Raw genomic sequence first — 5262 nt, 5'->3', positions numbered from 1 at the left:
GCGTTGGTCGCTGCCGTCGCGTTGGCTGATGCCGCCGCCGATGCGGAAGCATTCACATTCCCGTTCGGGTTTGCCCCGACAGTCAGTGCGAGCTCCGCGGTGCGGCCGCTGGCCTGGGTTCCTACGAACTTGTAGTTGCCCGCTGTTGCGGTTCCCGGGATCGGGAAGGCCTCAGGTGCAAAGCTGCCATCGCCCAGTACCGAAGCTGCCGGAACAACGACCGGGGAAGCCCCAGCCACCGGAGTGCCATCGGCATGAACCAGCGTCACGGTAACCGCTTCGTTGGGAACCCAGCCGGTACCTGAGACGTCTGTGGACGTTCCGGCAGCAGGGGCGGTATTGGTCGAAGCTAGCTGCGGGTTGTTGGTCACGGTGAGCGGGGTGTTTGCCGTCAACGTGCCCTGAGTGGCGATGATCTTATAGGTGGTCCCCGCCGGGGTCCCCGCCGGAATCGTCAACGACGTTGCGGGAAGCGTGCCGTCTCCGGCTGCATTCGCGGTCACCGGGGAACCCACAGGGTTGTTGCTGCCATCCACCAGCTGGAGCGAAACGGGCTGGTTCGGGGTGAAGTTCGTCCCCGTGACCGAAACCGTCTTGCCATCCTGCTGCGAGTTGGGTGCAGCGGTGATGGTGGGTGCGGCGGCACCGATGCGGATCGTCGACGACGCCAGGCCTACCTTCGCGGCTGCGCCCTTGGGCAGCAGACCCACGGAGAGAGCGCGCACCGTAAAGGAACTGGGTGCAAGGTCACCGGTGGGATTGTCCTGCTCATTGATCGTCAGCTGAACCAGGTCATTCAGAATGCCGTTCAGAACGGGGCTCAGCGAGGTCAGCAGCGGGCCGGTCAGGCCGTTAACTGCCGTCGTCAGGTTGGTGCCGACCAGGTTCAGCGCGGCGTTGATCGCCGGACCGACAGTGTTGGTGATGGCCGTCGTGACGACCGGCTGAATGATGCCGTTGAGGGTGGGGCCGAGATCAACGATGCCAAGGCCCAGAACGTTCACTGCGAGGGTGGTGGCAACGGTTGGTGCGTTCCCGGACGTGCCCGCAAAATCCGCCAGCTTTCCTGAAACTACAAGGCTGCCGGTTGCTGTGGCCAGAGCCTGTGCCTGCAGACCGAGGTTGAGAGTGACATCAAGGTTGTTCAGAGCCGTCTTGGTGAGGTTGACCACCGTAGTGGACAGACCATTGATGGAATCTGTCACGCCGTTGAGGATCGCGGTGATCACCGGTGCGCTCAGAACCTGCGTGTTCGGCGGCAGGCTGTTGATATCGCCAGTGCCGCTTTCCAGCAGGATCTTGGCCAGATCCACCTGAATGCTGCCATCGGCCAGGTTGACCTTGACCGATCCGGTCGTGTTCTGCAGCGGAGTGGTCAGCAGGGTATTGGTCACCGTGGTGCCAACCGTGTTGAGGCCATTGATCGTTGCGGTGGCGCTGGTAACCGTGACACCTGCGCCGAGAATGTTGACCGTGGCTGCGGATCTGATCGAATTCAGCAGCGTATCCAGCGCTCCACCGGTAGCTACCAGGTTGCCCACCGGGGTGGTGGCTGTGTTGATCGCGGCGGCGAGCTGAGGAGCAAGGTTCCCCACCAGCGGGCTGTGCAGCTTCAGGTTGAGGCCAGCAATGGCGTACTGCGTAGCGCCGGCGCTCCCGCTCTGCGTGATGCTGGAAGCCAGAGCGCCCAGTTCAACACGAGCCTGATCGACAATTCCGGCGGTAGGAACACCCAACTGACCGAGGAGAGCGGTGGGATCGACATACGCGGGGTTGGTGCCCACGCCGCTGCCCGGATTCACCTGGATCACGCCAGTGTTGCTCACCGCACCGGAGGCGGCCGTGGAGGTAGTTCCGTTCGGGGAAGAGGCGTAGCTGTTGAGCGCCCCCAGCCCACCAAGGTTGAGCAGGCCATTGTTCGTGCCGTTGCTGAGTAGCGGCAAAGCGACGCTTCCAACATTGACGTTAAGGGCCGAAAGGGCGCTCACGTTGAGAGCGCCAGTCGAGGGGCCGGGACTGCTGGGGAATCCGGTGGTTGCCGTGCCCAGATCGGCCAGGCTGGCACTGAGCAGGCTGCTGCGCAGGATCTGTCCCTGAGCCTCTGACTGATCAGTCGGGGCGGCAACGGCTGTGCTGGTCAGCGGAGCGGCGATGAGCGCACCCAGCGTCAGGACGGCAAGGGATCTGGCAATAGTTCGCTGTGAGCGACCTTTTAGCAGCCTCGAATGAGGCGGGGGGATATTTTTCATAGACGTGACCTTATTTCTAGAGCGACCTTGGGGGAGGGTGTCTCCGTGTACACCATACGGTCCGCATAAACAAGGAGTCAATGGAATTTGTGCGTCGGATGGAAATACACAATTCGGGCAAATGTAGGACAGTAGGAGGAGTGACTCTTCCATGCCGAGTCCCTTTAATGGCGCGGGTTTTGATCGAATCGCCGATCATATATATTTCTCCAGAGGGAGGAAAATACAGTCACACGCGGAGATTGGGCGAATTTCCTGTGTGCGGGATAATACCCCAAAGTTAGGAATTATCTGTCCCACGCTGCCATGGATGATAACGAAAGTTTATAAATCTGATCATTCATCACCAGCGGCGAATCGTCGGGCTTCAGAAATATGACTCGATCATGGCCAAAGATGACGATCGTCGTCGGGTCGAGAGGGTCGAGTCAAGGAGGGGGCTCACGGCTGTCCGGACCCATCGCGTACACTTGAAGCGGCCTAGGGGCAGCTGGGCCTTGGAGTGTCAATACCCTCCGCCGCAGCCGTGATCTCCATGAACCGGTGAGTTCGGCGGACCGTACCGAGGATCGCGCCCATGACCAGCCCCACATCCCCCAGCACCGTTGTCCCGTCAGAGACCTCAACACCCGTCCGGCAGTACGCCAGCCTGGGCAGCCGCTACTTCGGCATCCTGCTCGCCGCTATGGCCGTCATCGTGATTCTGTCCAATATCGGTGCCTCCAAGGGCGTCCAGCTAGGCCCGATCATCACGGACGGTGGCTTCTTCCTCTTCCCCTTCGCCTACATCCTGGGCGATGTGATGAGCGAGGTGTACGGCTTCAAGGTCACCCGCCGGGCGATTCTGACCACCTTTGCGCTGTCAGTCTTCGCCTCCCTGACCTACTGGATCATCATCATCCTGCCCGGCTTTGACGATGACTACGGCAAGGCCAAGCAGGCGGCGCTGACCGAGGCCCTGGGGCCGGTTCCGCTCATTGTTCTGGCATCCATGCTGGCGTTCCTGGCAGGGCAGCTGATCAACTCGTTCATCCTGGTCCGGCTCAAGGCCCGGCATGGTGAACGCCGCCTCTGGGTGCGACTGATGGGCTCCTCGGGTGTGGGGGAGCTCGTGGACACCCTGATCTTCTGCTCCATTGCCGCCTCGGTCATCGGCATCACCGACGCGGGAAGCTTCCTGAACTACTTCATCACCGGGTTCGTCTACAAGACGGCTGTGGAGTACATTCTGGTGCCGGTGACGGCGCTGGTGATCCGCTGGATCAAGAAGCGGGAGCCCAGCTACGGCCTAGCGGCCTAGGTTTGCTGGGGGCCTGGGCCGGATCACCGCCCGGTGGCGTAGCCCTGCGCTCCCCGGGGGTTCGCTGCCGCGTACAGGACGCCATCGTCGCTCACACCGGCAGTGGACAGCCGGCCCAGCGCCCAGTCGCCCACCCGGGTGATCCTGTGCCCGAGCGCCTCGAGGCCCGCGATGACGTCCTCGCCCAGACGGTCCTCGACGACGGCGCCCGCGGGCTGCCAAGTCCGCGGCCAGAAGGACCCCACCAGGGACGTCGTGTGGAACGCTGGCGCATCAATGGCCTGCTGCGGCCGGTAGCCGCCGACCAGAGTGCGCAGCAGGTAGAGCAACTGCCACTGATCCTGCTGATCACCACCCGGCGAGCCGAGCGCCGCCAGGGGTTTACCGTCCTTGAGGATCAGCGTCGGCGTGAGCGTGGTGCGTGGACGCCTGCCGGGGGTGAGGCTTGACGGGCCGCCGTCTTCGAGCCAGGTCATCTGCAGGCGGCTGCCCAGGCAGAATCCGACCGCCGGAATATAGGGCGAGGACTGCAGCCAGCCGCCCGATGGCGTCACGGAGATGATGTTGCCGAAGCGGTCGACGATGTCGAGGTGGCAGGTGTCGCCGCGCGTCTCGCCGGTGGGTTCGATCACGAGGTGGCTCACGCGGACTGTGGGCTCGCCGACGCCCGCGATGGTGTCGCCCAGGCCGTCCGCTCCAGTGGAGTATTCGGTCCGCAAGGGCGGTAGGAACGGGGTGTGTCCGTCGATGGTTCCGGGCCGGAATTCGCTGCTGGCCTCCTCTCCGATGAGCGCGCGACGACGCTCGGCGTACTCGTCGGACAGCAACACCCCCAGCGGAACGGGCTGGTCCCCGGAAGCGGCGGCCGGATCGCCGAAATAGGCCTCCCGGTCCGCGTATGCGAGTTTCTGCGCCTCCAGGATCAGATGGGCTCCCCGCACGGTGGACGGATCCAGCTGGTCATCCGGGAAGCCTGCCAGAATATTCAGCGTCTCCAGCAGTGCTGGCCCCTGGCCCCAGGCGCCACTTTTGGCGATGGTGTAACCACGGAACTCGATACTGACGGCGGGCTCATAGCCAGCCTCGAACCTCGCAAAATCCGAGGCTTCCAACACCCCCGCGTGCTCGCCGCCGTCCGAATGACGATGTGGGGTGCGGATGAAGTCCGCAACGGCATCAGCGATCTCCGTACGCCAGAGCATGCGGGCCGCTTCGATTCCGGCGATTCTGGGCTGCTCGGGGTCTGCCGCTTCGGCGGCGCTCGCCGCTGCCACCAGGCGCTCCAGTGTGGCGGCCCACGGTTCATTGCGGACCAGCTGGCCAGCCACCGGAACCTGGCCATCGGGCAGCCACTGCGCGGCCGACGTCGTCCAATGCTCCTCAAAAAGCTGGCGCACCGTGCCGATGGTGGCGCAGACGCCGGCGGCCACCGGATGGCCGTCGCGGGCATAGTCGATGGCGTAGCGGAGTACATCGGCCAGGGGCCAGGTGCCGTGATCGCGCAGCAGGATCAGCCAGGCGTCGAGTGCGCCTGGGACGGCGGCGGCGAGGGCGCCGGAACCCGGCACCAGATCCAGGCCCTCGGCCAGATAGTGTTCCCGGGTGGCGCGTGCGGGCGCGGGTCCCTGACCCATGAGCACCTGGGGAACCGGGTCTGCAGCGGTGGTGAAGATGCCGACCAGATCGCCGCCGGGGCCGTTGAGGTGAGGCTCC

Annotated in this window: 3 protein-coding genes; 1 reads left to right on the top strand and 2 read right to left on the bottom strand. The window is 64.0% G+C overall.

Annotated features, from left to right (window positions below; genetic code table 11):
- Positions 1-2249: choice-of-anchor G family protein (locus tag QQM37_RS10455; protein WP_285727246.1), on the bottom strand; the 2249-nt coding region annotated here is incomplete at its 3' end.
- 577 nt (positions 2250-2826) lie between these two features.
- Between QQM37_RS10455 and QQM37_RS10450 the strand changes: the two genes are divergently transcribed.
- The gene (locus QQM37_RS10450) at positions 2827-3549 is read left to right on the top strand and encodes a queuosine precursor transporter (protein WP_285727244.1); all 723 of its coding nucleotides are present in this window, start codon (positions 2827-2829) and stop codon (positions 3547-3549) included.
- A gap of 23 nt (positions 3550-3572) precedes the next feature.
- On the opposite strand, the gene QQM37_RS10445 is transcribed toward QQM37_RS10450, so the two are convergent.
- The coding region (locus tag QQM37_RS10445) for a gamma-glutamyltransferase family protein (protein ID WP_285727242.1) at positions 3573-5262 on the bottom strand (1690 nt) is incomplete at its 5' end.

Origin of the sequence: Psychromicrobium xiongbiense (assembly GCF_030271165.1) — a bacterium.
Lineage (GTDB): Bacteria > Actinomycetota > Actinomycetes > Actinomycetales > Micrococcaceae > Renibacterium > Renibacterium xiongbiense.
This window is presented reverse-complemented; position numbering and strand designations above follow the sequence as displayed.

Bases quoted from the DNA above. Each gene is read 5' to 3' on its own strand.
- QQM37_RS10450 (WP_285727244.1), top strand. From the start codon at position 2,827: ATGACCAGCCCCACATCCCCCAGCACCGTTGTCCCGTCAGAGACCTCA.